This window comes from Streptomyces sp. NPDC048623 (genome assembly GCF_040650755.1).
GTDB lineage: Bacteria > Actinomycetota > Actinomycetes > Streptomycetales > Streptomycetaceae > Streptomyces.
Genome location: NZ_JBEZHV010000024.1, coordinates 85,273 through 110,473 on the forward strand (window position 1 = coordinate 85,273; position 25,201 = coordinate 110,473).

The window sequence follows — 25,201 nt, forward strand, 5'->3', positions numbered from 1 at the left end:
GGACCCCGGCCCCGCCGACGTCCCTCCGGGCTCGGCCCGGCGCCGTCACTACAGCGGCCGGCTCGCCCCCTGCAGGGCGAGCACCACCAACCCGATGCCGAACCAGACCACGCCCACCACCTGTGCCGACGGCGAGGCCTCCACGATCACCGCGATCAGGATGGCCGCGCCGAGGACCGGCACCACCACATGGGGGAGCCGGCGCGGCGGGCCCGCCATGCGGCGTACCGCGAACCAGCTCACCACGCTCGCGTGCAGCAGGACGAAGGCGGTCAGCGCGCCGATGTCGACCACCGAGACCAGATGGTCGAGCCCGTCGTCCCGGCGGGCCGCCCACACCGCCGCGATCATCGTGACCGCCGCCGACACGAGCAGCGCCACCCGCGGCACGCCCGAGTCGGTACGGGCGAGCGGGTGCGGCAGGCGCCGCTCCCGCCCCATCGCGAAGAGCAGCCGTCCGCCCGCCGCCTGCCCGGCGAGGGCGGCGAACGCCGCGCCGATCGCCTTCGAGACCGCCACGAGGTCGTGCAGCCAGCCGCCCACGGACACGTCCACCGCGTCGTAGAAGGCCGAGCCCTGCTTCGCCGGATCCAGGGTGAGCTCCGCCGACGAGACCGGTTCGAGCAGCGCCACCAGCCAGGTCTGCGCCACGAACAGCCCGCCCGCGAGGAAGAGGCAGGCCAGCACCGCGCGCGCGACCTTCGAGGGTCCGCCGGTCACCTCCTCGGCGAAGGAGGCGATCGCGTCGAAGCCCAGGTACGAGAGCACCGCCACCGACACCGCGCCCACGACCGCCGCCGCCGAGAACCCGGAGTCGCCGGTGAGCGGCGACCACCAGTCCCGCTGCGCCCCGTCCCGTACGAGCACGACGACCGCCGACACCACGAACACGAGCAGCACGACGATCTCCATCGCGAGCACCGCGAAGCCGACCCGGGCGGCGGCCCGCACCCCCCACAGATTGAGCAGGGTCGTCACCACGACCGCGATCCCCGTCCACACCCATCGGTGCACCTCGGGGACGAGCGCCTCCATGGCGATGCCGGCGAAGAGGTACGCGACGGCCGGGATCAGCAGATAGTCGAGCAGCGCCATCCACCCGGCCACGAATCCTGGCCCCTCGCCCAGCGCCACGCGCGCGTACGCGAAGACCGAGCCGGCGCGCGGCGCGACCCGCACCATCTGCGCGTAGCTGAAGGCGGTGAACCCCATGGCGACCGTGGCCACCACGTACACGAGTGCGACGGCCCCGTGCGACTTGGCGTCGAGCGTGCCGAAGATGCCGACCGGCGCCATGGGGGCGATGAAGAGCAGCCCGTAGACCAGCAGGTCCCGGAAGCCCAGATTCCGTCGCAGCCCCTCGTGGTCCGGCACCCGGCCCTGGTCCGTGGACCCGTCGTCGTCCGGCACCCGGGATTCCTCAGCCATGGCGCAAGTCTCGGCCACGGCCCCGGCCGAACCCCCGATCAAAACGCCGACCGAAACAGGCACCGGCGCGGCCTTACGATGGGGACCATGACTGCGACGCCCGCCGCCAACCGCCCGAAGCGTGTCCTGCTCGCCGCTCCCCGCGGCTACTGCGCGGGCGTGGACCGTGCCGTGATCGCCGTGGAGAAGGCCCTCGAACAGTACGGCGCCCCGATCTACGTCCGGCACGAGATCGTCCACAACAAGTACGTCGTGCAGACCCTGGAGCGGAAGGGCGCGATCTTCGTCGACCAGGCGACCGAGGTGCCGCCGGGCAACATCGTGATGTTCTCCGCCCACGGCGTCGCCCCGACCGTCCACGAGGAGGCCCGCCAGGGCCGCCTCAAGACCATCGACGCCACCTGCCCGCTGGTCACCAAGGTCCACAAGGAGGCCGTGCGGTTCGCCAAGGAGGACTTCGACATCCTCCTCATCGGCCACGAGGGCCACGAGGAGGTCATCGGCACCTCCGGCGAGGCCCCCGACCACATCCAGCTGGTCGACGGCCCCGAGGACGTCGCCGACGTCGAGGTCCGCGACCCGTCCCGGGTCGTCTGGCTGTCCCAGACGACGCTCTCGGTCGACGAGACCATGGAGACCGTCGACGCGCTCAAGGACAAGTTCCCCGAGCTGATCTCCCCTCCCTCCGACGACATCTGCTACGCCACGCAGAACCGCCAGACCGCCATCAAGGAGCTGGCCGGCCAGGCCGAGCTGGTGATCGTGGTCGGCTCCAAGAACTCCTCCAACTCGCAGCGCATGGTGGACGTCGCCAAGCAGGCCGGCGCCCCCGCCGCGTACCTGGTCGACTTCGCGAGCGAGATCGACGAGGCCTGGCTCGACGGCGTCACCAGCGTCGGCCTCTCCTCGGGCGCGTCGGTGCCGGACGTCCTCGTGCAGGAGGTCCTGGAGTGGCTGTCCGAGCGCGGTTACGCGGACGTCGAGCTGGTCAAGACGGCCGACGAGTCGCTGACCTTCTCGCTGCCGAAGGAACTGCGCGACCAGGACCTGCGGGCGAAGGCGGAAGCGCTCGTCAAGGAGTAGCTCCTGTGATCAGCCCGTAACGTTGGGTCCATGAACGTCTTCGGAGTGGACATCGGCGGATCGGGGATCAAGGGCGCGCCCGTGGACCTGGACCGCGGCGACCTGGCGGAGCCCCGCCACAAGGTACTGACCCCGCAGCCCGCGACGCCCGACGACGTCGCGGGCTGTGTCGCGGAAGTCGTACGCGCCTTCCACTGGACCGGGCCGGTCGGCGTCACCTTCCCCGGCGTCGTCACCGGCTCCACCGTCCGTACCGCCGCCAATGTCGACAAGGGCTGGATCGGCGTCGACGCGGGCAAGCTCCTCGGCGACCGCCTCGACGGCCTGCCGGTGACGGTCCTCAACGACGCCGACGCGGCCGGCATCGCCGAGATGACCTTCGGCGCGGGGCGGGGCCGCAAGGGCACCGTCATCCTGCTGACCCTGGGCACCGGCATCGGCTCGGCCCTCTTCGTGGACGGCACCCTCGTCCCCAACACGGAGCTCGGCCACCTGGAGCTCAAGGGCCACGACGCCGAGAAGCGCGCCTCGTCGAAGGCGCGGGAGGACGAGGAGCTGAGCTGGGAGCACTGGGCGACCCGACGGCTCCAGAAGTACCTGGCGCATGTGGAGATGCTGTTCTCGCCGGAGCTCTTCATCATCGGCGGCGGCGTCAGCCGGAAAGCCGACAGGTTCCTGCCGCTGATCGAGGGCATCCGGGCGGAGATCGTCCCGGCGGAGCTGCAGAACAACGCGGGGATCGTGGGCGCGGCGATGGCGGCGCGGGGGCCGGTGGGCGGTTAGGGGTACGGGCGGGCGGGGCCTCTCCGGCGGTACGGGCGGGGGCCGGGGCTGTCGGGGCCTTTCCGGCGGTACGGGCGAGGACCCGGGCTGCTGAAGGCTTCCGGCGGTACGGACGGGCCCCGGGCCCCGTGACATCCGCGGGGCCCATCCGGACGGCCGCGCCCGGGAACGGAACGGGGGCCTGTCCGGCGGTAGGGGCTCGGGCCCCGGGCCCCGGGAAATCCTCGGCGCCCTTTCCCGCTGTCGCTGTCGCTGTCCGCTGTCCTCTGCCCGCAGCCCGCTACCCGCGCTCGGGGGCCGGCCGGCGCACGGGCCGTACGGGCTTGCCGCCGCTCGCGCTCCCGGCACCCGCGCCCGCACCTGCCGCGGCCCGCTGGCGGCGCCCCATGTCCCGTACCTTCCGCACGCTGGCGATCACACCGGCGACGAGCGTCCCGCCGTACAGCCAGCCGGCGTGCACGGCGAGCGCGGTGACCAGCGCCATCGCCTGGCCTCCGACCCCGCCCGTACCGCCCGAGATGGGCACGACGCCCACGGCGAAGGCGATCGGCACGCTGATCGGCGCCGTGACCAGGTCGGCGGTGCGGACCCAGAACGCGGTCAGCGCGCTGACCGGCAGGAACAGCAGCCCGAAGGCGAGCGGCGAGCCGTCCAGGATCAACCAGTCGAGGAACCCGATCACCAGCATCACGGCGGAGGCGAAGAGCCCGGCGCCGAGGCCGGTGAGACGGGGGTTGGGCAGCCGGCGCAGCGCGACCACGACGGGCGGCGCGGGCCGCTCGACCCGCGGCCGGCCGGGCCGGGGACGGGCGGCGACGCGGTACACCGCGGCACCCTCGACCAGTGCGCCGGGCGGCGTCACGGGGCCCTGCGGCCGGTCCGCGGCGGGACGGCGGGGCTGCGGCTTGCGTGTCCTGTGCTGCTCCACCCCACCAACGTAGGTCGGAAGGGGCGGGGAACCGGGTGCGGGACACGCCCTTTGGGTGACCTTGGCGCGAAGAGCGCCGTCATGGCTCCGTTCGCCGCCCCCGTAAACTGGGGGATCGCCCCACCTCCACTCCTCCTAGGGAAGTCGCCACCGTGTCGCTCACGATCGGAATCGTCGGCCTGCCGAACGTCGGCAAGTCGACCCTGTTCAACGCCCTGACCAAGAACGACGTGCTGGCGGCCAACTACCCGTTCGCCACGATCGAGCCCAACGTGGGCGTCGTCGGCGTGCCGGACCCGCGCCTGCAGCAGCTCGCCGACATCTTCGGCTCGCAGCGCCTGCTCCCGGCGACGGTCGACTTCGTCGACATCGCCGGCATCGTGCGCGGCGCGAGCGAGGGCGAGGGCCTGGGCAACAAGTTCCTCGCGAACATCCGCGAGTCGGACGCGATCTGCCAGGTCATCCGCGCCTTCAAGGACGAGAACGTCGTGCACGTCGACGGCAAGGTCTCGCCGAAGGACGACATCGAGACGATCAACACCGAGCTGATCCTCGCCGACCTCCAGACCATCGAGAAGGTCCTGCCGCGCCTGGCCAAGGAGTCGCGGATCAAGAAGGACGTGGGCCCGAAGGTCGCGGCCGTCGAGGCGGCCAAGGAGATCCTGGAGCGCGGCGACACCCTGTTCTCGCAGGGCATCGTCCAGGGCTCGGAGAAGGCGGAGCTCCTCCACGACCTCCACCTCCTCACCTCCAAGCCCTTCCTCTACGTCTTCAACGTCGACGAGGACGAGCTGACGGACGACACCTTCAAGGACGAGCAGCGCGCCCTGGTCGCCCCGGCCGAGGCGATCTTCCTGAACGCCAAGCTGGAGGCGGACCTCGCCGAGCTCGACGAGGCGGACGCCCTGGAGCTCCTGGAGTCCGTCGGCGCCGAGGAGCCCGGCCTTGCCACCCTCGCCCGCGTCGGCTTCGCCACCCTCGGCCTCCAGACCTACCTGACGGCCGGCCCCAAGGAGGCCCGCGCCTGGACCATCCCCCAGGGCGCGACGGCCCCCGAGGCCGCCGGTGTGATCCACACCGACTTCCAGAAGGGCTTCATCAAGGCCGAGGTCATCTCCTTCGCCGACCTCGTCGAGACGGGCTCGGTCGCCGAGGCCCGCGCGAAGGGCAAGGCCCGCATGGAGGGCAAGGAGTACGTCATGCAGGACGGCGACGTGGTGGAGTTCCGCTTCAACGTCTAATACGTTCGGCGAAAGGCCGTCTGACCTGCGACGGAGCGGGTTGGGCGGCCTTTGCGGTCCGCACAGAGTCCGCAGCGTTCTGGATGGGTCCGGTACGCGGGAACCGGCGGGACGGGCGGGAAGAAATAGCCGGTCGACCCGAAGGCAGCGGCTGGTGCGAGGCTCGGCGCATCGGCTAGAATGGTGGCAATCGACCCCCTCCCAAGCCTCTCCACGATGCTCAAATGGGAGGGGCCTCTTTCTTTCCGGGGTGCGAGTGAAGCCGAGCCTGTCCGTGGGGGAGCAGGTCGCACTCCTGGCCCGCCGTGGCCTCGTCATCGACGACGAGGCCGTCTGTGCGGCGTTCTTTGGCTCGAACAACTACTACCGATTCTCCGGCTACGCTCGCTACTTCCAGCGAGCCCCCCACATGGGCGACGATGCGTTTACGTCCGGCACGACGTTCGCTGAGATCCGCCGCATCTACGAGGCCGATGAGGCGCTACGCACCGCGCTCAGCCAACCTCTCGCACGGGTCGAACTCCTGCTCCGCACGCACGTTGCCCGAGTGATCGCCGACGTGCATGGTCCGTACAGCAGCTTCCTCGAGGAAAGCTTCTACACCGACGTCGGCAAGGCTGAGCCGACCGTCGAGTCGTGCCTGCGCGACATCGACCGGAGCAAGGACCGCCACATCCTGCGGTACAGGGGCACCGAAGGTGACCGTGTCGACTACAGCAAGCTGCCCGTGTGGTCCGCCGTTGAAGCGTGGTCGTTCGGGACGCTGTCCAAGGCCATCGAGCGCGGAGCCAGCGGCGCACTGGCCGATGCCGTGGCGACCAGCGTCGGGGTCGCGAAGGCCGGGTTCGCCTACCGTGTGAGGTCGTTGGTCTACCTGCGCAACCGGTGCGCCCACCACAGCCGGCTGTGGCATCACTCGGTTCTCGACGCCGGCCCTACGCCGAACAACGTGCGTAACAAGGCGAAGCGGCTGGCGGGACAGTTCGAGCCGCGTTCGGTTCTCGATGTCATTGCCTCGCTCGACGACGTGGCCATACGCGGCAAGGTCGCTGATCCGGTGCTCCCGCAGGTTGCCAAGCAGCACCCCCGTGACTGCTTGTTCTGGGAGGGACTGGCACGGCCTCAGAGCCCGCGCGATCACAGGGCGTGAATCGGTCCTGAGTAGGGACGATCTCCAACGGGGGTGCGGTGCGGAAGGCATCCGGTCAGGGCCCGGTCGGATCGGTCCCTGCATCCCTGATACCCGTCATTGATGAGAGTGACCTCCCGTTGGTCGGTCAGCCGGTGGAGCCAGGTGCCGTGCGGATGCCCGGCTGCCGATCTGCGGATCCCGGCGATGTTGGAGGCACGCTGCGGAGATGATGAGCAAGAGGCATCTAGCCGCGAGCAGGGAGGGAAAAGTGGATCGGAACGAGAAGAAGAGACTCCGCGAGCGCATCGGAGAACAACTCGACCTATCCGGCGTGCGGCTGACGGACGACGAGGCAGTGTTCCTGAGCGATTTCATCGACGAGTACGACGAGAAGTACCGAGGTCGCAGGGAGACCCGCACGAGGAGTTATCCGGGCTGGAGCTCTGACGGGAGGTACGTCCGCACGGAGAAGGTTACGGACACCTTCACCGACGAGGTCGGTATCCGCACGGACCATGAATATTGGGACGACGACGGACACAGCGGCCAGTCCACGCACTACATCAAGGACGCTCGGGGGATCCTGAACTGGTTCAAGGAGCGAGGCTGAGTTCCGTCCGCGCTGGAAGAGTCCCGGCCGGCGAGCGGTGAAAGGCCGCCTGACTCGTAGCGGAGTGGGTCGGGCGGCCTTTGTGGTCCACGCAGAGTCCACAGCGTGCTGGATGGATCCGACACGCGGGGGAGCGGCTACGCCGCTTCGTCGGCCCGTGGCTGGGCATCGGCGGACTGGTCCGCGTACGCCTTGTCGACCGCGGCCCGGGTCCGCTCCTCGGAGTCGGGCCACAGGTGGGTGTAGATGTTCAGCGTCATGGCCGCGTTGGTGTGGCCGAGGCGCTCGGAGACCGTCTTCACGGACTCGCCGTGCTTGATCAACAGGCTGGCGTAGTGGTGCCGGAGGGCGTGGGGTCCGGTGCCCTTCGCTATGCCGGCCTTCGCGCAGGCGGGTCGCCAGGAGGCGTCCATGAAGTGCGTGTAGACCACGGGCCCGCCTTGCGGCGCCGTGAAGATCCAGCTTTCGGGCCCATCGGCGGGGAAGTCCCGCAGGTGGGCCTTCATCGCATCCACCGCCATGCGGGGCAGCGGGACCGTGCGGTACGAGCGAGCGGTCTTGGGCGGGCAGACGTACACGCCGTGCTTGGCGGTCTGCTGGATCTGCTGCTCGACCGAGACGGTCGCGTGCAGCAGGTCTAGGTGCCGGAGCTGGAGGCCGAAGAGCTCGCCAGGGCGGAGCCCAGTGGCCGCGCCGAGCAGTACGAGGCCCTTATATCGGGCAGGTATCTCCTCGGACAGCGTCCGTACCTGCTCGACGGCAAGTGGCACGATCTTCTTCCGTGGTACCGAGGGCAGCTTCGCCTCGGCGCACGGGTTGTGAGGGATCATCCGGTCACGGACTGCCGCCCTGAAGACGGCGTTGACCGTGTTGAAGACCGTTCGTGAGGTGCTGGCGGCCAGCCCGTGCGTGGTGGTCAGGCTGGTGACCCAGCTCTGCACATCGCCGGGCTTGATGGCGCCGAGCGCCCGCTTCTCCCAGGCCGGATAGACGTAGCAGCGCAGGTGCTGGGCCACCGCCTTGGCCGTGGAAGGCCGGTGCGGCTGGATGGCCCGCCATTCCTCCGCGTACTCCTTGAAGGGCTTCTTCGACGATCGCGGGTCGACGTACTGACCGGTGACCAGGCTGGCCGTGACCTCGTCGATCCACCGCTGGGCGTCGATTTTCCGCTCGAAGTGGCGGGCGTGCTCCTTGCCGTCGAGGTCGCGGTAGCGAGCACGCCATTTACCGTTGGGGCGCTTCTGGATGTTGGCCAAGTGGCCTCTCCTTCGTGTCGGTTGTCAGTAGTGGCCGCCGTCCTCGATGTCGCCGCTGAGCGTGCGAGCGTCCCGCTCATCGCCCATGAGGCGGAGGCACTGCTCGTGGATGGCCCGCGAGCTGTCCGGGTGGGCCTTGATGTGGTCGGAGATGGCGACCACGGCGCGATGGAGCCGGTCTCGTGCGTCGCGGGTCTCGTAGAACGCTTCGACGGCTTCTTGGACGAGGCGTCGGCTGGCGATGTCGAGCCCCTCCAGGGGCGGTGACATCAGCTCTTCGAGGGGGAGCTCGAAGACGCGGGAGAACGCGAGGGCCTCGTCGAGGTTGATGCGCCGGCGGGGTGTGCCGTTCTCGATACGCCAGACCGCCGTCTGGTTCATCTTGATGCCTGCTCTGGTCACCCGCTCGGCCAGCTCGGTCGTGCTCCACCCTCTGACCTCGCGCTCCAGCGCCACGCGCGCGGCCACGTTCCCCTCGCTGTAGAGCAGCGGCACCTCGCCGCCCTCGGGCCTGTCGCCTGCCATCGAACCTCCATCGTCACCGTCGCTATCCCAATTGAAACATGGGCTTCCCGATTTGGTTAACCGCCGATCCCGGGGTACAACTCTATGCAGATCGAATCGCCACCTAGTCGAATGGGAATGCATGCGATACCTGACCACCGCCGAGGTCGCCGAGCGCTACCGCACAGCCGAGAGCACCGTCCGCTACTGGCGCCACATCAAAAAGGGGCCACGCGGCATCAAGGTCGGCAAGCGGGTGCTCTACCTCGAGGCCGAGCTGCTGCGCTACGAGCGCACCCTGATCCAGGGCCAGGAGGAATGGGGCCTGGCCTCGTGAGCCACCGCCAGGCCCGGACACAGCAACGGCCCTCGGCGCGCCAACGCCGAGGGCCGGAGATTCCCCTGCACGTCGCCCATCCCTGAACGAACGAACCGGTGAGAGGCGGGACCTTGCCCGTTCCGTCCCTCACCTGAGAGGAACGCCGATGGAGGACTTTACGTCCCCCGCCACCTCGAACACATCCCACAAGGTCGTCTGGCCTGCCGCTGCGGTCCCCGGCCAGGGCATCCCGTGGCTCGGTCCGGACCGAGCGGACGGCCGGTCCGCTCCTTCGGTGACCGGCGAGCAGCCGGACCGTGCCGCTGGTCAGGTCGGTCCGGGACCGGACCGACCCGCGACCGAAACCCGGACCGGAGTTCCGGACAACCCGGACCAGGAACCCGGACCGACGGAGAACACGCAGCTCAGCGGCCTACCGGACCGGACCGGGAACCCGGACCGTGGACCTGGTCCGGAAGCCGGGGACCGGGCGGAGAGTTCCGGTCAGTCGGACGGCGAACCCGGACCGACGGTCCGGGTTGACCACGGTCACCACGGTGCTCCGGGGACGGCCCCCGAACCCGGACCGGGAACTGGGGACCGCGAGCGCGCCAGCCTCACGGCGGACCGGGACCAGGACGGGACCGCCGTACTGGACGAGCTGCGCGCCGCGATCGGACGGTACGCCGTACTACCGAGCGAGGAGGCACTGACCGCGGTCACCCTGTGGGTGGCGGCCTCCCACATCCAGCCCGCCCTCCAGCACGCGCCGCGCCTGGCGGTGGTGGGACCGACCAAGGGATGCGGCAAGTCCCGTGTCCTGGACGTGCTCCACGAGACCGTGTCCCGGCCGATGATGACGGTAAACACCTCGCCAGCGGTGGTCTTCCGGATCATCGGCGAGGACCCGCCGACGCTGCTGGTGGACGAGGCCGACACCATCTTCGGCCCTAAGGCCGGCGACAAGGAGGACCTGCGCGGCCTGCTGAACGCCGGACACCAGCGCAACCGCCCCGCCTGGCGGATATCCGGCCCTGAGCACAAGCCGACCGCGTTCCCGACCTTCGCCATGGCCGCGCTGGCAGGCATCGGCGACCTACCGGACACGATCATGGACCGCGCCGTCGTGCTCCGCATGCAGAAGCGCAAGCCCGGCGAGAAGGTCGCGCCCTTCCGCTCCCGGCACTCCGTCCCGGAACTGAACGCGCTGCGCGACCGGCTGGCCGCATGGTTGACCCCACTACGCGGGGCAGCGCACCGACTGGTGCCACCGATGCCGGTCGAGGACCGGGCCGCGGACACCTGGGAGCCCTTGGTCATCGTCGCCGACCTGGCCGGCGGCCACTGGCCCGCGCAGGCCCGTGCCGCCTGCCTGGCGATGACCAGGAACGAGGTGGTCCAGGACGAGCAGACGACGCTGAAGACCCGGTTGCTCCGGGACATCCGCCGCGTGTTCGAGCAACAGGGCGACAAGGAGGCGCTGCGCAGCCACGACCTGCTCGCCGCCCTCATCCAGGACGCCGAGGCACCCTGGGCCGAGTACGGCACCAAGGGTCTGAACGCCTACCACCTGGCCAACCTATTGCGCGACTTCGGCATCAGCCCGGCCAACCACCGCTTCGAGAACGGCAGGCAGGCGAAGGCGTACTCCCGCAACCAGTTCCTCGACGCCTGGGCCCGCTACTGCCCCGACCCTGCCCCACCGGCCCCCGCAGCCGGCGAGACCGTGCCCGCACGTCGAGCCCAGGGCAAGCCGCCCACGTCTCCGTCGGGGACGCTGCCCATCGGTCCGCCCGGCGGGCCTGCCGGCCCCAGGCCCACTCGCTGACACCAGCTCCGTATCAATCCGTCGCATCCGTCCCCGCGCAGGTCAGCGCGGGGACGGAGTTCCTCGCCGATACGGATCACTCCGTACCTGCGACCGCCTCCGTACCTGTCCTGACCAGCTACGGGACGGATGCAACGGACGTGACGAAGCCCCACCGCACACGACTACCGGAGCACCACCATGCCCGACACGAGCACCGACAGCGCCCCCGCCCGCCGCCGCAAGGGATTCTTCGGCCTGACCCGCCGATCAGCAGCAAGCTGGAGCGAACGAGCCTCTAACGAGGCTTCGTCCGCGCTTGTCCCCGCCCCAGGGGTGGCGGAGGGGAAGGCCGAGCGTCAGGGGGCGCCCGAGCCGGAGGAGGGTGTAGCCGAGACCAGCTGCCCGCCCGCACCCGACTCCGTCGCTGCGAGTACTCAGCCGCCGACCGACGTCCAACCGCCCGTCGAGCAGCCCTCCTGGCGGGATCTCGATGCCCCCGCCCTGCCCGCGCTGATGAACCGCAAGCGCACCGTGGAGAAGCGCGACCAGGAGAAGACCATCCGCTTCACGCGGACCGCTGTAAGCGTCATCAGCGCCGCCGCTCACCAGCGCGGTCAGAAGTTCGCCGGATTCGTCGGGGACGCCGCCCTGGCCGTCGCCCTCGGCAAGGCGGGGCTGGTCGGCAGCCCGGAGGACGATCCTCTCCGCCCGCTGATCGAGGCCGTCCAGGCACAGACGGTCGCGCTGAACCGCATCGGCGGCAACCTCAACCGGATCACCGCAGCCATCCATCGAGGAACGGTGCCTGAGCGCGCCGAGGCGGTGCTGGACCGCGTTGAGCAAGCGGCCGAGAGCAGCTATCGACTGATCGACCAGGTACTGACGGAGGGCACCGCGCATGGTTCCTGACGTCTCCACCGGCTCCGACTCCCGCGGGCTGATCGTCTATCTCTTCGGCCCCGGTCGCCGCGACGAACACACCGACCCTCACATCGTGGCCGCCTGGGACATGGCCGGCGCCCCTGACCCCGGCCGCGACCCGGCAGCCACCTACTCCCTGCTCGCCAAGCGCCTCGACCACCATGTCGACCTGCGCACCCGGGAGCTGGGCGGCAAGAAGCCACCTCAGCATGTCTGGCACTGCCCGGTCCGTACCGCGCCCGGCGACCGCTACCTCACCGACGCCGAGTGGGCCGAGGTCGCCCGCCGCATCGTTCACGCCACAGGCATCGCCCCCGAAGGAGACGAGAAGGCATGCCGGTGGATCGCCGTGCGCCACGCTGACGACCACATTCACATCATGGCCACCACGGTCCGCGCCGACGGGCGCCGTCCTCGCACCCACCGCGATGGACAGCGGGCCCAGGCGGAGTGCCGCAAGATCGAGGCCGAGTTCGGCCTGCGCCGCCTGAAGTCCGGCGACCTCACCGCGCCCCGCACCCCCACCGGCGCCGAACGCGCCAAGGCCGAGCGACAGGGCCAGACGGTCACGGCACGGCACTGGCTGCGCGAGCAGGCGTACGCGGTCGCCGCCGCCGTACGCAACGAAGCCGACTACTTCACCGTGCTGCAGTCCCTCGGCATCAAGGTCAAGACACGCCTCGGCCCCGAGACCGGCGACGTGATCGGCTACAGCCTCGCCGCCCCCGGCGACACCAACACGGCCGGCGAACCCGTCTGGTACGGCGGCTCGAAACTCGCCCCCGACCTCTCCATCAACCGCCTACGCGAACGCCTCCCCGACCAGAAGGTGGCCGACCACCCCCGGTACGTGGCGGACCCCGCCGCCCCATGGCACCACACCACCACCGCCATACACGCGGCACACACCGTCCTCGACTCCGATGACGATGCCGCCGCCCAGGGCCACCTGGCCGCCTTCGGTGACGCCCTGTACAACATCGCCAGCGCCACGACCGGCCCACACAGGGCGGAACTGCAGGCGGCTGCGATGGCGTTCAACCGCGCCCGCCGCTCCGCCACCCGCGCCGACCACCAGGCCGCCACCGCCCTGCGCAAGGCCGCCAAGGAACTCGCCTACGCCTCCAACCAGCCAGGCGGACTCGCCATCGCCCTGCTCTTCGCCACCGTGCACCTGGCCCGCGCCGCCGCCAAGTGGCACGAGCAACGCGGCCACGAACAGCAGGCCGCAGCGGCCCAGGAAGCCCTCCGCCACCTCCAGGCGGGCTACCAGCAGGCCGCCACACCCGTCCTGGCGGACCTGGCCCGCCGCGCACCACGAGCCACAACCGCCCGCCGCTACGAACAGGACGTACGTGCAGCCCTCCCCGACCACGCCGACCGAATCCTCGCCGACCCCACTTGGACCGCCCTGACCACAACCCTCGCCCACGCCCAGACCGCCGGCCACAACCCCCGACGTCTCCTGGCCGAGGTGGGCGCCCAGCGAGAGCTCGACGGCGCCGAGCACCCCGCCGAGGTCCTCAACTGGCACATCACCGCTCAGCCAAACCGAAGGACGCAAGCCGCTCGCAGCCGAAGTACAGTCAACGGAACGTCGTCCATGTCCGCCACGCCACACCCTCCGGCCACACCAGCGGCCACGAGGCCCGAAGAGCGCAGTCGGCACCGCTGACCCCGGCCCGATGCCCCGCCACGCCTCGTGGCGGGGCATCGGGCCCGGCGGCTACCGCTTCCCGGGACGCGGCGCGGAGCGGAGAACGGACCGCGAGGCGTTCATGAAGTCCTGGCGTGCGCGGGTGGTTACCCGGACGGCTTCTGAGAAGCCGGCGTAGTCCGGCCACTCTCGGGTGCCCGTTCTGGCTCGTATCGCACCGCACATGAGGTGCAGGGCGTCTTCCAAGTTGATCGCCGTCTTGTCGACGGACTCGGGGCCGAGGACCTGCACCCGCTCCAGCGCCTTGAAGGCTTCGACGCTGAGGTCATCAGCTTCCGCACGGACCCGTTCGGCAAGAGCGCTCCAGACGTCCCGCTCGTGGCCCTCGCGCTCTTCCTCATAGCGAGTCCCGAGGACTTGGTTCTCGGCTTCTTCCTCGATCAACCGCCGAAGGCCCTTCACGGCCGTGTCCCAGGCATCCAGGACGGCGATGTACGCCTCCTGCCGCTGCCCGCGGAGCCACTGCTCATGCTCGACCTGTGCCTGGTCGCTCACCTGTCGGCGCCCCATCCGCATGCCGATGAGACTGCCGGTCACACCGACGACACCCGCTACTCCGGCCGCTATGACGGCCGCCACCCCCTGATCCATGGGCGTCATCCTGCCGCAGAAGGCACTCGGTACGGGCCGTAGGACGGGCTCATTGTCCAGGGGTCTGAGCGAATCCGACCACCCGCCGGTCGCGTGATCACACGACCCCTGATCCCTACTCGGCGACGAAGGGTGCGTATCCAGCCGGGACCTCGCTGACCTGAAGGTCAGAGAAGATCAAGGTCAGGTTGTGTGCGTTCGTCTCGATGCGTACCTCGTGGAAGTCGATCCCGACGGCCTTCGACCAGCGGCGGGTCGCCTCCGACTCAGGCAGAATCTTGGCTCCCGGATACAGGTCATGCCACTTCACCCCCCAGACGTATCCGTCGAGATCGACACCGGTTTCATGGTCGATGAGCCGGTCATCCAAAGAGACCCGCCACGTCTCCGTCGGCACTGACGTCTCGCACCGCGCCTCAACGCAGTACCGAAAGAGATACCGGAGGTGGGCCGGCGCGATGCCGGTACGGGGATCAGCCGTTGCATAGACGACGACCTCGTAGTCGCGCATGTAGTTGGTGTATCCGTGGTGCACGACCGCGTGATCGAAGGTCTCGTCCAGCATCTGTTCAAGTACGGCAGTATCCATGCTGCCCTTCTACCTCACTTGACAAGACGCTCTACAACGAGATTCACGGGGCTCACGCGCTGCCGTCTCAGAGACCGAGCGGGGGCAAGTCCTAGCAGGCGGCTCCGACCAACGCCGCGCGACGCTCGTCGAAAATCCCCATGCCGTTGAGCGGCGGCCCGAATGGAACGAAGAGCCCTGGCCGTTTCACAGATCCCTTCACAGGCAGGCAGGGCCCACAGAGCACTCTGGTGCCCTTGCTGCTCGTGGCAGCGAGGGCACCAGTCCTCATGCAGCGCGGGCCGTGGGTAACTGTGAGACCCACGTCGTGACCTCAATCAGGTGCTCGGGCTGCAGCCCGAGGTGCGGGTCGGGTTGAACGAGGAGCGTCGCCGTTCCCTTGACATTGCGCTCCGCTGCCCAGGCGTGGTCGAGGGTGGTGAAGTCGTCGTCGATCCAGACGGCGGGGGCGTCGCCCAGCCAGGCGTCGATGTGGTCGCGCTTCCACAGGTAGCCGTTGGGGTGGCTGGTGGTGATCTGCGGACGCGGGAGATCGACGTACGGCAGGGCCGGGAGGTCGAGAAGGGGCCCGATGAGGGTGGTGGCGTCCTGGCGCCAGCTGGTGCACCAGACGGGAGTGAGCAGGCCGGTGCGGATCACGTCCATGAGAAGGCGGTCGTGGTCGGGGTTGAGGCAGACGGTGACCGGGTTGTCGGCGCTGCGGCCGGCGGGGACGACGTCGTGACGGGCGTGGGTGGCCGGGGTCGAGCCATCCGCGTTGGGAAAGGGTATGAGGACGCCGTCGACGTCGAGGAGCAGGTAGGGCTGGCGCATCGGTTCCTCCAAGGGAAGCCGGGGCGAATGACTGGTCAGAGCTTGTGAGCGCGGATCAGCAGGGTGGTGGGCCAGTAGCCCATGCGGGGGTCGTGGAACTCCTGGGCTGAGGTGAGCCAGAAGCCCGCCTGGCTGAGGTGCTTCTCCCACCGGTCCGTGGAGAACTCCCAACGGGCGATGGGAAGCCGAGTGCGGTCGGGGAGGGTGACGTAGTCGCGGCGAGGCCGGTCGTCGCCAGAAGGACTTCGACCGCCGCGCTGCGGGTGCGGGATGGAGAAGGCGAGCACTCGTCCAGGCGTGAGGCGTTGGGCGATGGCCGGGAGCAGGAGCTCGGGGGCGACAAGCCCGATGGCGCCGAAGACAGAGTAGATCGCGTCGAACTGCTCGTCGGTGGCGTGCAGGTAGTGCAGGGCGTGGCCGGCGACGAAGGTGAGGTTGTTCAGCCGTCCGTAGTGGGAGCGGGCGCGGCGGACCTGGAGGCCGATCAGGTCGACGCCGGTGACGTGGGCGCCGTGGCGGGTGGCGAGGTGGGCGGCGTTGTGGCCGGGGCCGCAGCCGAGTTCCAGGAGTCGCTTGCCGCGCAGGTCGGGGCCGAGGGCGTCGGCTCCGGGACCTTGGCCGGGTCTCGTGGTCCATTCCATCCGTGCGGGTACGGAGAGGGGTTCGGCGAGTCCGGCGGCGGTGCGCTGGAGGGCGTGGGCGTGCCAGGGGGATGCCTGGGCGAGCACGTCAGATCTCCAGGAGGTGGAGGACGTCGGTGAGGTGGCGGCGGACGGCCTTGATGTAGGCGGGGTCGGTGGCCGGGTCGTTGATCCAGCGGATGGACTGCTCCATGAACCACTCGACGGCCCACATGCGGTGCCAGCCCAGGGCCCAGTGTTCGGCGGTGAGCCCGCCGCGTGGGGCGAGGGCGTCGGGGGTGCCGCCAGCGGTGACGTATTGCTCAAGGAAGACGCGCAGGCGCATGGGGTGCGGGGGCTCGATGGTGCCGTGCCAGCTGGCGAGGTCGAGCAGGCCGGGGCCGGTGAAGGCGCGGGCGAAGTCGAGCAGCCGCCACCCGCGCTCGCCGATGTGGAGGCTGGTGGGGTGGAACTCGGAGTGCACCCAGCCGAACGGTTCCAGCGCCGCTCCGGCCGAGCGGGCCTCGGCGGCCTGGGCGATCCGGTCGAGCGCATCCTCGACGTCGTCGGCCTCCTGCCACCGGTCGGCCTTGCGCAGCCGATCGAGATGCTCCAGCGCCCGGGACGGGAGCGTGCGCAGCCGGCCCTGGTCGAGGACGGGCAAGGGCGGAGCCGTGCGGGTGCCGTGCAGGATCACGGCCGCGGCGACGCCGTCGAGGTCGTCGGCCTCGCGGACGGACGGTCCGAGGTCCTCCATGAGCATGCCGAGCCACCCGTCCAGGACGGCGGAGGCGTGGATCCGGGGGACGGGTACTCCGAGGGTGTGGGCCAGACGGAGGGCCTGGTCCTCGCTGTCGAAGGGCTTCTTGGCGTACTTGAAGATGGCCGTGGAGCCGTCGGGGAAGGTCACGCGCTCGACTCCGGACATGGACCACACACGTACCTCCTCCCGTACGGCGGTGGTCTGGCCGGTCGCGGTGAGCAGGTTGTCGAGGAGTTCGGCGCTGGGGTTCGTGGTCACTGCAGGCTCCGGGGAGAGATGGTGGCGTCCGGGGCGGGCGAGGGATGCCGGCCCGCCCCGGAGCCTGTTCGGGTGGGGTTACGCGGCGGGGTTCACTCGGTGGGCGTAGACCTGCTCGATCCAGCCCGCCTTGAACGCGGCGAGGTCGTCACGGAAGTGGGCCATCGAGGCACCGTAGGGCGCGACCACGCCGCCGGACTGATCCGGCACGGACTGGCAGCCGTGCACGAGTCGGCCGCCGAGCGCGGCGTGGGCCTTGATGGACTCGATCCGGCGGTGCTCGTTGAACCAGCCGCCGTGGTAGACCTCGTCGAGCATCCCGCCCATCTCGTCGTCCAGGTCGAAGACGACGGAGGTGGCGGCGGGGAAGAACCAGCACGGGCCGACGTTGGAGATGTGCCCGTCCAGCTCGACCTTGTTGAGCGCCATGAGCGTGGCGGCCTCGCGGAGCATCCGCAGGTGGTCGGCGGTGATCTGCGGCAGGCCGAGGCCGGCCAGGTGCTCCTCGCGGAAGAGGTACGCGTACACCTCGTACGCGGTGGCCAGGACGCGGGCCGCGTCGGAGGTGGACTCACCGTGGTTCTTGATGAAGTCGAGCGCGAGCTGCTCGACCGCGCTCTCGGTCGTCTCGTCCACGTCCAGGAGCTGGGACTTGACCAGCTCCCAGTCTGCGACGAGCCAGGTGCTCGACTCGAAGCGGAAGAAGTACTCGGCCGGGTCGATGGTGATGCGCCGGCCGTCGACCTGGACGCCGGGCAGGCGGCTCCAGCGCGGGTCGAACGCCTCGGGCAGCTCGACCGTGATGGCTGTGGTGTCGATGGTGGTCACCGTGTCTCCGTCTCTGATTCGGCCGGGCTCGGGCACAGGAATGCCCGAGCCCGGTGTGGGCGTACGGAACTTCGGGGTGCCGCCCGGACCAAGGGGAAGCCTGGATCACGGTCGCGCCGTTCCGGGCGGCTGCTGATAAGTGAACCGGTGGTCACGCTCAGTGGGTACGGTGGAAGGGAGTTGAAGCGGTATACGCGGTTTACAGCTCCGGAGTGGAGGCGATCGTGGCGGCGCCGAGAGAACCCAACTCCCGTCTGCGTGACGTCATCGCGGCGGTCGACTGCACCTACGAGGCCCTCGCCAGAGACGTGCGGCGCATCGCCGCCGAGAACGGCGAGATCCTCCAGACCAACAAGTCGGCCATCTCCCACTGGGTGAACGGCACCCGTGCCCCGTCGGGCCGAGTAGGCCAGTACCTCGCCGAAGCGCTGTCCCGTCGAGCGGGGCGCACGATCACTCAGACCGAGATCGGCCTCCAGGCCAGCGATGACGAAGCGCCGGCGGAATCCGACCCCGTCCTCGCGGCTACCGACCTGGGCCGGGCCGACGTCGAGCGCCGCCGCTTCCTCGCCATCGCGGCCTTCACCACCGCCGGCGTCGCCATGCCGCTCGGCTACGACCACGAAGCCACTGCCCGCATGCTCCGCGCCCGTACCGGCACGTCCCTGGTCGGGGCGGAGGACGTGGACGTCGTACGCCAGATCACCGCGGCCTTCAGTGCGGCCGACGAGCGCCTCGGCGGCGGGCACGGCCTGACCACCGTCACCGCGTACCTCGCTGACACAGCCTCCCCCATGCTGCGCGGACGTTTCCCCAATGAAGCCTTACGCCGGGCAGCCTTCGGCGCCGTCGCCGAACTCGCCTACCTCGCAGGGTGGAAGCACCACGACCTCGGCCAGGAAGGCGCCGCCCAGCGCTACTACCAGGTCGGCTACAAGCTCGCCTGCGAAGCCGACCCCCACGGCCACGCCGCCTGGATGATGCGCGCCCTCGCCCACCAGGCCCTGAGCCTCAAGCAGCCTCACCACTGCGTCGACCTCGTCGAAGGAGCCCTCCGCACAGGTCTCGGCCACATCGACGGCCAAACCGAGGCCCTCCTCCACATTACTCACGCCCGCGCCTACGCCGCCACCGACGAGAACTCGTCGGCCGCACGCGCCCTGCTCGCCGCCGAGGACGCCCTCCTCCGTGACGACGGCCCCCAGCCCAGCTACTCCCGCGTGAGCGGCCCCGCCGCCGGCACTGTGGCCAGCCACACCGCCCGCACCCTGACCGACCTCGCCGACCACATCGGCACCGAACAGCAGCACCGAGACGCCCTCACCCGCTGGGACCCGGAGAAGTACAAGCGCGTCCACGCCCTCACCCACGCCGACCTCGGCGACAGCCTCGCCGCACAGGCCCGCGCCGACGAAGCCGTCGCCGCCTGGACCCAGGCCCTGGTCCTGATGGAGGGCATGACCTCCGACCGCACCCGCAAGGCGATCACCTCGATCCGCTCCACCCTCGCGGTCTACCAGCGGCGCAGGGTGCCCGGTGCCGCCGATCTCGCCCGCCGCGCCCGCGAGGCCCTCGCCTAACATGCCCAACAACCCGCCCGACGAAGGGAACACCGTGACCCAGCAGACCGACGACCAGCCGAAGGCCCTCAAGCCGGCGCTCGAATCGATGACCCTGCTGGTCGCGGCCGTCATCGTCCACGACAAGGCCACCAACCGCGTCGTCCTCCTCCAGCGCAGCGAGAACGCCAAGTTCGCCCAGGGCATGTGGGACCTCCCCGTCGGCAAGAGCGAACCGGGCGAGCCCATCACCGAAACCGCGGTCCGCGAGCTCTACGAGGAGACCGGCCTCACGGTGAAGCCCGAGTCCCTCAAGGTCGCCCACATCATCCACGGCGCCTGGGGCGTCGAAGCCCCCAACGGCTTCCTCACCGTTGTCTTCGCCGCCCACGAATGGACCGGCGAACCCGAAAACCGCGAACCCCGCAAGCACTCGCAGGTCTGCTGGGTCGACGCCAACGCCATCCCCGAAGCCTTCGTCGACACCACCGCCAGCGCCCTCCACCATTACCTGAATGACGGCTCGGAAGTCTCGCTGGACGGCTGGTCGGCAGCGTGAGCATCACGCTGCTCCACCTCATACCCAAGGACCCGCACTTTTCGCCTGCGCCCGCTGTGAGCGAGGCTGCGCAAGCGCGGCTACGACAACTGGTTCCCGAGGCATTGGGCGGTTACGACGTCTGGGACATCCCCGGCACAGCCTTCATTGATCCCGGGGAGAACTGGTGTGGTGTTCGGTGCCCCGCATGCGGCTCCGACATCGAAGACTGGTGGGGCGACGCGATGGACACGGCAGCCCTTCCGGACGGCTATTTCGACGCGCTTACCGTGACGATGCCCTGTTGCTCTGCCCAGACGGACTTGAACGCCCTCGACTACGTCGAGGCTGCGGGTTTCGCCAGGTACAGCCTCGTCACCACAGACCCAGAATGCGAGCTGCCACTACCACCAGCCAGCATCCAGGCGCTGGAGGACCTCCTGGGCACGGACCTGCGACAGGTCATCGCCCGGTACTGACGTCAAGCGCTGGCTTCGCTATGCGGGGCTGCTCGGAAACAGAAGCTCGTACGGCAGGTGATCGTCGTCCGGTACGCGAGGCACGTAGTCCGGGGCCGTGCGCGCGGCCACAGCCAGCAGGCGAGCGGCAAGCTAGACGTTGCGAAGCACAGTGCGCAATGCGGCAGGAAGGCTGTCTCGTTGGAGTCCGCTCTTCTCGTGCTGGCGTGCTCGCCGGCCTGTCTCGTGGCGCACCTCGACGCTGTAGCGGCCGCGTGCGTCCTGTACCGCGCAGACCGAGACTGCCTTCGCCGTGTTGGTGGCGCCCCCTTCAAAGCACTGGTCGTGACCGTCGTGGGGTGTGACGCGGCGCCAAGGTCTGTGAGGGCGTGAACATTGAGCGAGTTGGTTTGCGAGAGCTTGCGCGCTGTTGGGACGAGCAACTGGATCGAGGGAGAGTCCTCGTTCAACGACGCTGCCGAGACCCTGGGAGACATGCGGGGCGACATCGCGCAGTTTGTCGAACTGGCGGTGGAGAATTCGCTCCCTGCGGGCGTTTAGTCCCAGGGATTTCGGCCCGTTCGGGTACTGCCCCGACAGGAGGTAGAACATGGTGGCAGCCAGCGAGTAGACGTCTGAGGCCACTGAGCATTTGCCTGTACTCAGTACCTCTGGAGCTACGGTGGCGTATGTTCCGTTCGCGGCGGTATAGCCGTCGGCATCCATCCGCGCGGCAAAACCAAGATCTCCCAGCAGGACGTTGTTGCCGGTGTCGACGAACACGTTGCCTGGTTTGACGTCGCGATGCAGTAGGCCGGCGGCGTGGACGCGCTCAAGTCCGTGTCCGAGCTGCTGGCCCCAGCGCACCGCCTTAGCGATGTCGATACCGAACGGCGCTGAAGCTGATTCAAGATCGCCGTCCATGACGGGCATCGTGATGTAGCGGATGTCGGTCCCGCTGGCGATGTCAGCGTTGTAGACGGGGAGGAGGTACTGGCTCTGCAGCTCCTTGAGCGCTTGGGCTTCGTCCCATGTGGCTGGCTGACCTGACTGCGGTTCGAAGAGCTTGAGCGCCACCTCTGTGCGCAGATGCTCGTCCTCAACCCGATAGACCTGGCCACCAGCCCCGCCCCCGAGGTGTTCCAGCACCTTGTAGCGCTCACTGATGCGGTTCCCGACCTGGTGGTTGCCGACCTGGGCGATGACCGTTCCCGACATGCCCGTCACTCTATAGTGCTGTGCATGGAGGTACTTGGGATCAGTGTGGGCTTTCCAGCGGCAGGGCGAGGTCCTGTAGTTACCTGTGTTGTCCTGGGGGGATCGCAGGGCGAGCCCCAGATTCAGGAGGCTTGTGAGCTTCGAACGGCGGCGCTGGAGGTCATCGACCAGGTTGAAGACCTGGGGCGCATGCTCAGTAGCAAGCTCTCGGCCTTGAATCCCAACGCCGTGGTGATCTGCGTCGCGGACGTTAGCCCCGCGGGGAATCGCAAGGCGGCACCCCGGCATCGCCTCATGATCGAAGGTGCTCTGGGGTACGTGTGCCGCGATCACAAGATCCAGCAGGTTGTGTACCGCAACGGTAAGGAAGTCGGCGAGGCGCTTGGCCTGAGCAAGGCGGAGGCGCTCGCACGCGGTAAGGCGCTGGACTCTAAGCGATCGGCGGCCGCGGCTGCGGCCCTTACGGCTTTGCCCGCTGTATCTACTACAGACCCGAATCTGTCGTAGAAGAAGCGCGGGTCGGCGGTCGTTCTCCGAGGACGTCCAATGCATCTACGCCGCAGTCTTCGGCCTGGGCTGCAACGGCGGTCAGTTGATGGAGGACGACTGCGTGGATACGTCGTGCTCCGCGGCTGCGGGCGTGGCGGGCGGCCTGCGCCACCGTGGTGCCGCTGGCAAGGTTGACGTCCACGATCAGTACGTTCTGTGAGGCTACGGCTGCCTGCGAGGACAAGCTGACCAAGTCGCTGCACGAAGACAGGAGCGCGCCGACCAGGCGCTCGGCAACGGGGCTGGCGGCAAGGACCGCTTGGGCGCCGCACTGGCGCGCGACAGTGATCACTTGCTCGGTGGCGTCGCGTAGTGCACCCGGATCGGTGAGGCGCTCGATGTTGTTGTGAGCCGTGTCCACCGCGTCCAGCAGGTCGCTCATCGGTACACCCCCATAGGAACGCTGGTCTTCGGTATGTGCAGTCTTGATGGGCAACGGCGGCGTGCCAATACCGACGCTGATTCCGTTACCAACGACACTGCCTTCGGCCGCTGTGCGCGGCAAGCCGAACGGCAACCCATCACCCGTCCTGAGGTGTGACACGTCTCCAGGGAGCGTGGTGCCGATAGCCGATCAAACGAGTGAGCGCAGCAGCATTCAGAGGGCATGCAAGGCTAGCTACTCCAGGGAGTGGCACTCGTAGAAGGGCTCGGGTGCCGTGAAGCTCAGGCCGTTCTCGTCGAGCGCGTTGAAGACGGTGACCCGACTGTGCGGGAAGACGAACCCGATAGCCACCATCCCTTGCGCCGCATCGTTGCCGCGCCATTCCAGGAGCTCGATCTTCTGTAGCACCTGGCCATGGAGTGAGGCCAGGGCCGGCACCGCATCGTGGCGCCAACGCAGGTCGAACCCAGGCCAACGGACGGACCCGTGGGGGGTGAGGGAGTTCCAGCCCACCGAGATGTCGTCGAACTTCTGGTGCTGGATCTCGACCTGCTCTCCGTCGAAGTCGAGCAGAACGGGACCATCGGCGAACCATGTGTCGTCCGCGACGTCCCAAAGCAGCCAGGTACGTGCCAGTGTCTTCCCGACCAGCGCTCGCAGGCGGTCGCCGTGGCTGGTGGTGATCGCGGCATGGCCGCGAAGCCACTCGGGGGCGTAGGTGTCGAGGTCGAAATCGAGCATCTGAGCATTGTGCCGGGCGAGCGGCGGGGACACTCAGTCCGCAGCCAGTCCGCAAGACACTCGTAAACGCCTGTCGGGAGCCAACGCGCGCCAACGGAGAAATCCCAGGTCAGGGGCATGTGGGAGGCTCCGCCGCAGGTCAGGATCTGGCTTCAGGTATTCCGCTTCAACGTCTGATACGTCCGGCGAAAGGCCGTCCGACCTGCTGAGAAGCGGGTCGGACGGCCTTTGCGTTCCACGTTCCACGGGGAGTCCGCGGCATGAGGGGCCGGCCGGACCGGAACGCCGGGGCCTTTCGGCTCTGCCGCTGCCTGTCGGGGACTGAGACGGTGAACGGCCTCTCTCAGAGGTCGACGCGTCGTTCTGGAAGGTTGGCATGCGGCGGCTGTTTCTTCGTTACCCACCTCACATTCCGCCTTGTATCCCTCCGGCCTCTTCATCCGTCAGTGCGGGTGAAGCCGAAGAGAAGGCCCAAGAGAAGGCCTTTTCGGAAGGAGGAGGAAATGAAGAAGAACGTGGGGACCGCCGACCGCCTGATCCGGGCCCTCGTGCTCGCCCCGGTCGCGGTGGTACTGGCCGGGCTCGCCGGATGGACGTCCGTCTGGGGGATCGTCGCCCTGGTGGTGGCGGTGGTCATGCTGGGCACCGCAGTGGTCGGGACCTGCCCGCCGTACGCCCTGTTCCGTATCAGCACGTGCCGGCCGCGCGATCGGGCCGGGGTCTGACCCTGGGGCAACATCATGCCGCCGCGGACCGGTGAGCGATCCGAGGGCCTTGACACCGCGACGATCGAGGCCCTCGTCGCCGAGCATTCGGCGGCCCTCCACCGGTTCGCCCGCTCTCTGGCCGGGGGCGACTCCCATGCCGCGCAGGATCTTGTCCAGGAGACCTTTCTACGGGCCTTCGAGAAACGCGACACCTTCAGGGGCGAGGCATCCGTCGGCACCTGGCTGCACCGCATCCTCCGGAACCTCGCGGTGGACCGCATCCGGCGGCACGGCCGGGAGATCCTGGCCGAGGAGGTGGAGGAGAAGTGGCGGGACGACGCCTATACCGTCGACGGCCAGGCCGTCGTGGAACAGGCCGAGACACGTGAGGAGCTGGAGGAGGCGCTACTGCGACTTCCGTTCATCTACCGGTCGGCGGTCGTGCTCCACGACGCCGAGGGGTGGACGATGGCGGAGGTCGCCGAAGCCCTGGACATAGGACTTCCGGCAGCGAAGCAGCGCCTGCGACGGGGCCGGATGATGCTCGTGACGGCGTTGGCCGGCGGCGCCGAGCGGCTGGCCTCGCTGACCGGAGTGCCGATGCGCTGCTGGGATGTCCGCAGCCGGGTGTCGGACTACATCAACGGCGATCTCCCGATGGCCGAACGGGCCGTGCTGGAGCGGCATTTGCAGGCGTGTCCGACGTGCCCGCCGCTGTACGCCTCGCTGGTTGGCGTCCACGACCGACTGGGCGATCTGCGCGACCCGGACACGGTCGTGCCTCCGGGGCTCACCGACCTGATCCGGCAACTGCGTGGGCCCGCGAAGCGGGCGGTGTGAAGGGGCGCCCAC

Annotated in this window: 28 protein-coding genes; 15 read left to right on the forward strand and 13 right to left on the reverse strand. The window is 69.1% G+C overall.

The window, feature by feature from the left end; translation table 11 throughout:
* Window positions 1-48: 48 nt before the first annotated feature.
* A complete protein-coding gene (locus AB0C73_RS29030; protein WP_362535982.1) occupies window positions 49-1,296 on the reverse strand; it encodes an APC family permease in 1,248 nt (415 codons plus the stop codon).
* Window positions 1,297-1,506: 210 nt separating this feature from the next.
* Between AB0C73_RS29030 and AB0C73_RS29035 the strand changes: the two genes are divergently transcribed.
* The gene (locus AB0C73_RS29035; RefSeq protein WP_362535925.1) at window positions 1,507-2,511 is read left to right on the forward strand and encodes a 4-hydroxy-3-methylbut-2-enyl diphosphate reductase; all 1,005 of its coding nucleotides are present in this window, start codon (window positions 1,507-1,509) and stop codon (window positions 2,509-2,511) included.
* 30 nt (window positions 2,512-2,541) lie between these two features.
* A complete protein-coding gene (gene ppgK / locus AB0C73_RS29040) occupies window positions 2,542-3,294 on the forward strand; it encodes a polyphosphate--glucose phosphotransferase (protein WP_362535927.1) in 753 nt (250 codons plus the stop codon).
* 280 nt (window positions 3,295-3,574) lie between these two features.
* On the opposite strand, the gene AB0C73_RS29045 is transcribed toward ppgK, so the two are convergent.
* The gene (locus AB0C73_RS29045; protein WP_362535984.1) at window positions 3,575-4,120 is read right to left on the reverse strand and encodes a DUF6542 domain-containing protein; all 546 of its coding nucleotides are present in this window, start codon (window positions 4,118-4,120) and stop codon (window positions 3,575-3,577) included.
* A 254-nt stretch (window positions 4,121-4,374) separates the two neighbouring features.
* On the opposite strand from AB0C73_RS29045, the gene ychF reads away from it, so the two are divergent.
* The 3 genes from ychF (at window position 4,375) to AB0C73_RS29060 (ending at window position 7,205) form a co-directional block, all read left to right on the forward strand.
* A complete protein-coding gene (gene ychF / locus AB0C73_RS29050) occupies window positions 4,375-5,463 on the forward strand; it encodes a redox-regulated ATPase YchF (protein WP_362535929.1) in 1,089 nt (362 codons plus the stop codon).
* Between the two features lie 256 nt (window positions 5,464-5,719).
* A complete protein-coding gene (locus AB0C73_RS29055; protein WP_362535931.1) occupies window positions 5,720-6,613 on the forward strand; it encodes an Abi family protein in 894 nt (297 codons plus the stop codon).
* Between the two features lie 208 nt (window positions 6,614-6,821).
* Window positions 6,822-7,205 (forward strand): hypothetical protein, encoded by a 384-nt coding sequence (locus tag AB0C73_RS29060; RefSeq protein WP_362535932.1) that lies wholly within the window; start codon window positions 6,822-6,824, stop codon window positions 7,203-7,205.
* A gap of 137 nt (window positions 7,206-7,342) precedes the next feature.
* On the opposite strand, the gene AB0C73_RS29065 is transcribed toward AB0C73_RS29060, so the two are convergent.
* Together AB0C73_RS29065 and AB0C73_RS29070 are read right to left on the reverse strand one after the other, a co-directional pair.
* Window positions 7,343-8,461 carry a site-specific integrase gene (locus tag AB0C73_RS29065; protein ID WP_362535934.1) on the reverse strand — a complete coding sequence of 373 codons (1,119 nt, stop codon included), beginning with the start codon at window positions 8,459-8,461 and terminating at the stop codon, window positions 7,343-7,345.
* A 24-nt stretch (window positions 8,462-8,485) separates the two neighbouring features.
* Window positions 8,486-8,986 carry a helix-turn-helix transcriptional regulator gene (locus AB0C73_RS29070; protein ID WP_362535936.1) on the reverse strand — a complete coding sequence of 167 codons (501 nt, stop codon included), beginning with the start codon at window positions 8,984-8,986 and terminating at the stop codon, window positions 8,486-8,488.
* A 121-nt stretch (window positions 8,987-9,107) separates the two neighbouring features.
* Here AB0C73_RS29070 and AB0C73_RS29075 point away from each other — a divergent pair, with 121 nt between their 5' ends.
* The 4 genes from AB0C73_RS29075 to AB0C73_RS29090 all read left to right on the forward strand — a co-directional run bounded on the left by AB0C73_RS29075 (window position 9,108) and on the right by AB0C73_RS29090 (window position 13,690).
* Window positions 9,108-9,302 carry a helix-turn-helix domain-containing protein gene (locus AB0C73_RS29075; protein WP_362535938.1) on the forward strand — a complete coding sequence of 65 codons (195 nt, stop codon included), beginning with the start codon at window positions 9,108-9,110 and terminating at the stop codon, window positions 9,300-9,302.
* Window positions 9,303-9,936: 634 nt separating this feature from the next.
* Complete coding sequence (locus AB0C73_RS29080; RefSeq protein WP_362535986.1) at window positions 9,937-11,112, forward strand: DUF3631 domain-containing protein; 1,176 nt, start codon at window positions 9,937-9,939, stop codon at window positions 11,110-11,112.
* 315 nt (window positions 11,113-11,427) lie between these two features.
* Window positions 11,428-12,003 carry a hypothetical protein gene (locus tag AB0C73_RS29085; protein WP_362535988.1) on the forward strand — a complete coding sequence of 192 codons (576 nt, stop codon included), beginning with the start codon at window positions 11,428-11,430 and terminating at the stop codon, window positions 12,001-12,003.
* Window positions 11,993-13,690, forward strand: a complete 1,698-nt coding sequence (locus AB0C73_RS29090; protein ID WP_362535940.1) for a mobilization protein — start codon at window positions 11,993-11,995, stop codon at window positions 13,688-13,690. The genes AB0C73_RS29085 and AB0C73_RS29090 overlap by 11 nt, the downstream gene beginning before the upstream one ends.
* 51 nt (window positions 13,691-13,741) lie before the next feature.
* Here AB0C73_RS29090 and AB0C73_RS29095 read toward each other — a convergent pair whose 3' ends face one another.
* The 6 genes from AB0C73_RS29095 to AB0C73_RS29120 form a co-directional block, all read right to left on the reverse strand.
* On the reverse strand, window positions 13,742-14,323 hold the full coding sequence (locus tag AB0C73_RS29095) for a hypothetical protein (protein ID WP_362535942.1): 582 nt from the start codon (window positions 14,321-14,323) through the stop codon (window positions 13,742-13,744).
* 115 nt (window positions 14,324-14,438) lie between these two features.
* Window positions 14,439-14,912: a hypothetical protein gene (locus AB0C73_RS29100; RefSeq protein ID WP_362535944.1), complete on the reverse strand. Its 474-nt coding sequence runs from the start codon at window positions 14,910-14,912 to the stop codon at window positions 14,439-14,441.
* 267 nt (window positions 14,913-15,179) lie between these two features.
* Window positions 15,180-15,725, reverse strand: a complete 546-nt coding sequence (locus tag AB0C73_RS29105) for an HAD domain-containing protein (RefSeq protein WP_362535946.1) — start codon at window positions 15,723-15,725, stop codon at window positions 15,180-15,182.
* A 35-nt stretch (window positions 15,726-15,760) separates the two neighbouring features.
* Window positions 15,761-16,453, reverse strand: coding sequence for a class I SAM-dependent methyltransferase (locus AB0C73_RS29110; protein ID WP_362535948.1), 693 nt, complete (start codon window positions 16,451-16,453; stop codon window positions 15,761-15,763).
* A 1-nt stretch (window position 16,454) separates the two neighbouring features.
* The gene (locus tag AB0C73_RS29115; protein ID WP_362535950.1) at window positions 16,455-17,366 is read right to left on the reverse strand and encodes an aminoglycoside phosphotransferase family protein; all 912 of its coding nucleotides are present in this window, start codon (window positions 17,364-17,366) and stop codon (window positions 16,455-16,457) included.
* Window positions 17,367-17,444: 78 nt separating this feature from the next.
* Window positions 17,445-18,194, reverse strand: a complete 750-nt coding sequence (locus tag AB0C73_RS29120; RefSeq protein WP_362535952.1) for a hypothetical protein — start codon at window positions 18,192-18,194, stop codon at window positions 17,445-17,447.
* Window positions 18,195-18,418: 224 nt separating this feature from the next.
* Between AB0C73_RS29120 and AB0C73_RS29125 the strand changes: the two genes are divergently transcribed.
* The 3 genes from AB0C73_RS29125 to AB0C73_RS29135 are packed head-to-tail and all read left to right on the forward strand — an operon-like array spanning window position 18,419 to window position 20,770.
* Window positions 18,419-19,774, forward strand: coding sequence for a tetratricopeptide repeat protein (locus AB0C73_RS29125; RefSeq protein ID WP_362535954.1), 1,356 nt, complete (start codon window positions 18,419-18,421; stop codon window positions 19,772-19,774).
* Between the two features lies 1 nt (window position 19,775).
* Window positions 19,776-20,312 carry an NUDIX domain-containing protein gene (locus AB0C73_RS29130; RefSeq protein WP_362535955.1) on the forward strand — a complete coding sequence of 179 codons (537 nt, stop codon included), beginning with the start codon at window positions 19,776-19,778 and terminating at the stop codon, window positions 20,310-20,312.
* Complete coding sequence (locus AB0C73_RS29135; RefSeq protein WP_362535957.1) at window positions 20,309-20,770, forward strand: hypothetical protein; 462 nt, start codon at window positions 20,309-20,311, stop codon at window positions 20,768-20,770. Before AB0C73_RS29130 ends, AB0C73_RS29135 begins: the two co-directional genes overlap by 4 nt.
* 132 nt (window positions 20,771-20,902) lie before the next feature.
* On the opposite strand, the gene AB0C73_RS29140 is transcribed toward AB0C73_RS29135, so the two are convergent.
* Entirely contained in the window at window positions 20,903-21,967 is a 1,065-nt protein-coding gene (locus AB0C73_RS29140; RefSeq protein ID WP_362535958.1) for a serine/threonine-protein kinase, read from the reverse strand.
* A 24-nt stretch (window positions 21,968-21,991) separates the two neighbouring features.
* On the opposite strand from AB0C73_RS29140, the gene AB0C73_RS29145 reads away from it, so the two are divergent.
* Entirely contained in the window at window positions 21,992-22,474 is a 483-nt protein-coding gene (locus tag AB0C73_RS29145) for a hypothetical protein (protein WP_362535960.1), read from the forward strand.
* Here the strand turns inward: AB0C73_RS29145 and AB0C73_RS29150 are convergent.
* Together AB0C73_RS29150 and AB0C73_RS29155 are read right to left on the reverse strand one after the other, a co-directional pair.
* Complete coding sequence (locus AB0C73_RS29150) at window positions 22,452-22,898, reverse strand: phosphoribosyltransferase (protein WP_362535962.1); 447 nt, start codon at window positions 22,896-22,898, stop codon at window positions 22,452-22,454. The two genes, AB0C73_RS29145 and AB0C73_RS29150, sit on opposite strands and share 23 nt — an antisense overlap.
* A gap of 237 nt (window positions 22,899-23,135) precedes the next feature.
* Complete coding sequence (locus AB0C73_RS29155; RefSeq protein WP_362535964.1) at window positions 23,136-23,642, reverse strand: hypothetical protein; 507 nt, start codon at window positions 23,640-23,642, stop codon at window positions 23,136-23,138.
* Between the two features lie 503 nt (window positions 23,643-24,145).
* Here AB0C73_RS29155 and AB0C73_RS29160 point away from each other — a divergent pair.
* Both AB0C73_RS29160 and AB0C73_RS29165 read left to right on the forward strand, forming a co-directional pair.
* On the forward strand, window positions 24,146-24,367 hold the full coding sequence (locus tag AB0C73_RS29160) for a DUF2892 domain-containing protein (protein ID WP_362535966.1): 222 nt from the start codon (window positions 24,146-24,148) through the stop codon (window positions 24,365-24,367).
* Window positions 24,368-24,382: 15 nt separating this feature from the next.
* Complete coding sequence (locus tag AB0C73_RS29165; protein ID WP_362535967.1) at window positions 24,383-25,189, forward strand: sigma-70 family RNA polymerase sigma factor; 807 nt, start codon at window positions 24,383-24,385, stop codon at window positions 25,187-25,189.
* Window positions 25,190-25,201 lie beyond the last annotated feature (12 nt).